The following is a 4692-nucleotide window of genomic DNA, read 5'->3' as shown; positions in this document are numbered from 1 at the left end:
GTGAAGATGCCCGCCTTTCCATTCTATGGAGCGCCACTTCTGTTTCAAGGAACTGAGTGATACCGGATACGTCAGCTTCCAACCAGCTTTCGTTCGGTCTATACGCATGATGCCACGCCCAACACTGCTGCTGTCCGGCTTGACGATCAGTGAGTCGTACTGCCTCATCATCCTTAGAATTGAGGCCGCTGTGGCCCGATTGGTCGTTGGCATATGCGGGCGTAAGTTCGCATCTTGCCATAGCAAGCGGTGAATTTGCAGCTTGCCGTAACGATTTCGGCGGTTAAACAGAAGGCGTCCTCTGCGCAGGAAAGAAGACAAAAGACGAATTTGATGTTTGTTTGAAAAGAATGTCCAATTGTGTATGACCGACGGAACAGTGACAGTCGTTCGAACGTAACCATTATTTCGTTTAACGTAAGCCTTCACAGTCGATTGTCCTGTCCGAAGATCGGACAGTCGGAAGAAGCAGGGGGTAANGACAGTCGTTCGAACGTAACCATTATTTCGTTTAACGTAAGCCTTCACAGTCGATTGTCCTGTCCGAAGATCGGACAGTCGGAAGAAGCAGGGGGTAAYGCCATATTTTTTACCAGCCTTTACGTAAAGATCAACGTTTTCAGATTTCGATRCGCTGGTGGGAATCTTACGATGCACACTATTATCTACTAGAATGCCTACATATGAGTGATGCAGGGCTATCCCTCCTTTATCCAATAGCGATGCTTGCGCTAAGCAGTCATTATATAAGATATGAAGATGATCAGTTGAGGGTATAGTCTTGTGTCATAGCTTTGAAATATTCCGCTTTTAACGCTTGTTCAGAAGCTGTGGATGTTCCGCTAGCTGCTTCAGCACGCGTACGATTTCCTGCTCTGGGCAGTCGCATAGGTCATATGGATTTTCCACGATCGTCCGTCTGCTTGCTTCCAGCGAAGCAGAGACCGCTTCTTTTATATTCGTTTCTTCATATTCAGCGTGAATGACATTGACCGCATGCGTGCGGTTTTTTTGTCTTGAGCCGATATTGACGAATGGCAGCTAGAAGAATGGCGCTTCAATGATGCCGCTGCTGCTGTTGCCGACGAGCAGATCTGCCTGCGACATCAGAAACAAAGGACGGACCTTGCTGCAGCCGGTTGGTAAGGAGCAGGCCTTTTCATGGAAATATATTAAAATGGTTGATCCTATTTAATAGGAGCGTTTCAGCCTTTCTTTGTTTTACTATTTTTATAATTTTGATTATAAACGCAAAAGACCCAAAAGAGAGAGCCCTGCAAAAGCCTCAATTTTGAGAAAACAAGTTCTCTGAATTGGCAAAAGTGATTGGAATCCATACCGCGGACCTCATCATCTCTGCGTTTTTATGATGTCAGATCGGCGATTATATCAACATCGGGCCACGTTGCAAAGTACCAAAAGTGGAAAAGAGCTGAGCAGAAATAGCATTCTGCCCAACCCTTTTTTTCATTCTGTGGATCCCATAAACTCATTAATACTTTTTTTGGCGTTCCCTCTGCCGCTGTAAGCGCCAAGAAGGTACTTTTGCTGCTTATTCATCATAACCTTTCGATAGGGGCTTTCTTTCATGAATTTCGACACAATCGTCCGAAGCTGTTTTTGTCCCTTCGCGGATGCTAACAGTCTGCTTGAAGCGTAATAAGTGTATTCATGTTTATTCGTATTGGGGAAGAAGGCCAGTGCAATGACGGGCTTACGGAACAGCATGGCTTCGAGACCAGTAGTGGAAAACTGCACAAATACAGCGTCCGCGCCGCTCAGCAGATCGTAAAGTCGGATTGCTCCGTGACGAATAAGCTTAGCGAATTGATATTTTCGCATCATGCCGGGAGATAATCCGCTTCCTCTTTGACGAGGATGCTTCTTCACGAGGAGCGCGACTTTATTACGAAATGGCAACAGAGCCCGAATGATTCGATTCATGACGATTCGGTTTTCACGCGGCTTCAGAGGCTGCTCGGGATAAACGAATATCGTTTTATTCCCGTTAATGCCCAATTTGTTCGAAATTTGTGATTTGTTCATCCATTTCCCATTAAAGATGGGGTCGAACCGCGCATTGCCAAGCAGATGAAATTTATTTGGAGGAGTCCCATACCGCGTAAGCCGTTTTCGATGCAGTTCTCCCCAAGCGACGTAATGATCTACGTTTGTAGATAAAACCTGGTACGTGTCGTTCAATCCGTATTGAATGTTAATCGTAGGGATGCGGCGTTGCTTGCCCATATGCACGAGCAGGTAACCCATCGGATTAACAGATGAGACCTGGATGACTGCCTTGATGTTATTTTTCGAGAATAACTGATTGATGCCGTCAATTTTTCGCATAACCGAACGAAGTTGTAGTTTGATCCATTTCATGAAAGCTCTACGCTTGAAGTAAGGATGTACACCTTTCTTGTATACGATCGACTTAATTTGACGCAGTAAACTGTTGTAGTGAACTGTTTGGAGACGACCGGATGCTTCAGGATTATAATAGGGGGATTTCAACCGCCGGCGGCTTTTGTTTTCGATGCAAATGATATTTTGACTTTTATTGACACCTAACCCTTCTATAGCCAAAGTGCTAAATATCTTTTTAGCTTTTCCAAGCTTGCTAGGTGTATAAGGCACAGCTGTTACATGATCGTTTGCGACCAGTTTGTCATACATTTGGCGCGGGTTGCGTATCCACCGTTGGCCAGTTTGTTTGGCCCTTTTGTAATATTTTTCAGCATCAAGATGAAATGAATAGGCCATTGCCCGAACGACAGGAACGTGCATATACCTGACGTTGCGAAACGTATGAAAGAAATTTGCAGTTAGATCAAATGCTCGAAGTTGTGATTTTATCATCAATATTTACTCCCCTGACATGAATTTAGGATCCTTAATAGCAAGTGTCCCTGCCTTGATCTGCTGATAAATCCAGTTATGTATCATATGAGAAAAAGGAGCCGTATGCCATCTGGTAGTCGTCCATTTTTGGCTTATTTGTATAGATTGAAACATGCGTCTAGATCATATTTCTAATGCTGGAAATAGAATATTAGAAGATGCGAATGTGATATCAGAAAAAGTAATTTTTCAAGATCTGAAATCTTTCTATAGAATAGATTTGTTGTTGAAAGAAAAATAAGTAGAAACGTGGGTAAACTTCTCATAAGAATGATTTCTTTTTTTTTGAGATATAAAAAAAGAAATTGAAAAATCGTCATCTGATTTTGTGAAAATAAGCTATCAAATTAGAACCCACATTGACGTAGTAAAGGAAGTGATTATGTTGAACACGGTATTAGGTATTACTCTTGCAAGAGGAGGGTCAAAACGTTTACCTCATAAAAATATAAAAAAACTCCACTCAATTCCTCTAATTGAATATACGATTAAAGCAGCTAAGCTATCTAAACATATCAACCGCTATATGATTTCTACGGATGATCAGGAAATTGCTCAAGTTGCAATTGCTGCTGGGGCTGATGTGCCATTTTTACGCCCTTCTCACTTAGCAGAAGACCATTCAACAACCATTGATGTATGTTTACATGTTTTAAACGAATATCAAATAAGAGAGGGATATGATCCCGATATCATCGTTTTATTACAGCCGACATCCCCTTTACGAACCGAAAAGCATATTGATGAAGCCCTTAATTTACTAGAACAAAAAAATGCTGACTCTGTAATAAGTGTCTGTCCAATAGAATATTCTCTACACTCGATTATGAATATGAAACAAGAAGGAACAATCACTCCATATTTTCCTAATTCAATTAGTAAGCAATTTGAAACAAATATAAACGTCTTCCGACCAAACGGAGCAATATATGCAGTTAAAACGAATTACTTAAAGACGAAAAAATCTTTCTATAGTGAAAAAACTTATCCTTACATCATGTCACCCAGCCAATCAATTGATATTGATACAGAGCTGGATTTTCAAATAGCTTCGTTTCTAATGGGAAAAGAGAATAATTGAAAAGTGGGCTATGATAATTTTTTTTAAAAAAGACGACTCTCCATTCAAAAATCGAATGGAAAGTCGTCTTTTTGATTAGCGTGTGTCTATCTTTCGGGTCTTCATCGCTTATGCGTCGGAGCGGCGGTCTAGCAAGTATTTGGCATAACCCATTGGATTATCATAGGTAGCTTTCCACACATCCATCATGCCGGCTTCTCGAAAGCTGTAACGCTGATCTCTGCCATTACATTCAATGAACATTGGATGCCCGTCGGTCGTAATGCATACGTCGAGTCCCAAGTCGGCCATATGGGGAAGCCGTTTAGATAGCTGTGAAGCGATTCGCATGGAAAGGTTGAAGATACGCTTTTCTATATCATTTATATCTAACTTCGCATATTCTTTTTGCAATATTGTGCGCAACGGATACGTTTTGCCACCCTGAGCTACGTTCGTCACGAACGTGTGCTTCGGAGCCACTTTCGCTACGATACCCGTTACATTCCAGAGGCCGTTCGCAGTTCGCTGCACGGAGACGCGCAGATCAAAGGGACTCCCTTTAAAAGTTGCGAGAGGCAAGCACTGCTGTACGATGTAGAACGTGCTTCGAATGCGTTTCTGAAGTACTGGGTGAAGATGCCCGCCTTTCCATTCTATGGAGCGCCACTTCTGTTTCAAGGAACTGAGTGATACCGGATACGTCAGCTTCCAACCAGCTTTCGTTCGGT

General features: G+C 42.4%; 5 protein-coding genes. 2 read left to right on the top strand and 3 right to left on the bottom strand.

Annotated features, from left to right (window positions below; all coding sequences use genetic code 11):
- On the bottom strand, positions 1–429 hold a 429-nt coding region (locus ASG81_RS31545), incomplete at its 3' end, for a YheC/YheD family protein (protein ID WP_327205204.1).
- A gap of 631 nt (positions 430–1060) precedes the next feature.
- Here ASG81_RS31545 and ASG81_RS33635 point away from each other — a divergent pair.
- The gene (locus ASG81_RS33635) at positions 1061–1195 is read left to right on the top strand and encodes a hypothetical protein (protein WP_268795841.1); all 135 of its coding nucleotides are present in this window, start codon (positions 1061–1063) and stop codon (positions 1193–1195) included.
- Positions 1196–1467: 272 nt separating this feature from the next.
- On the opposite strand, the gene ASG81_RS29245 is transcribed toward ASG81_RS33635, so the two are convergent.
- Positions 1468–2859, bottom strand: a complete 1392-nt coding sequence (locus tag ASG81_RS29245; protein WP_056643309.1) for a hypothetical protein — start codon at positions 2857–2859, stop codon at positions 1468–1470.
- Positions 2860–3283: 424 nt separating this feature from the next.
- Between ASG81_RS29245 and ASG81_RS29240 the strand changes: the two genes are divergently transcribed.
- Positions 3284–3982 carry an acylneuraminate cytidylyltransferase family protein gene (locus ASG81_RS29240; RefSeq protein ID WP_056643306.1) on the top strand — a complete coding sequence of 233 codons (699 nt, stop codon included), beginning with the start codon at positions 3284–3286 and terminating at the stop codon, positions 3980–3982.
- A gap of 108 nt (positions 3983–4090) precedes the next feature.
- On the opposite strand, the gene ASG81_RS29235 is transcribed toward ASG81_RS29240, so the two are convergent.
- A partial coding sequence (locus tag ASG81_RS29235) for a YheC/YheD family protein (protein WP_235549082.1) occupies positions 4091–4692 on the bottom strand: 602 nt, incomplete at its 5' end.

The sequence above is a fragment of the Paenibacillus sp. Soil522 genome, from assembly GCF_001428245.1.
Classification (GTDB): Bacteria; Bacillota; Bacilli; order Paenibacillales; family Paenibacillaceae; genus Pristimantibacillus.
This window is presented reverse-complemented; position numbering and strand designations above follow the sequence as displayed.

Coding starts and splice junctions, on each gene's coding strand:
- ASG81_RS33635 (WP_268795841.1), top strand. CDS start 1,061: ATGATGCCGCTGCTGCTGTTGCCGACGAGCAGATCTGCCTGCGACATC.
- ASG81_RS29245 (WP_056643309.1), bottom strand. CDS start 2,859: ATGATAAAATCACAACTTCGAGCATTTGATCTAACTGCAAATTTCTTT.
- ASG81_RS29240 (WP_056643306.1), top strand. CDS start 3,284: ATGTTGAACACGGTATTAGGTATTACTCTTGCAAGAGGAGGGTCAAAA.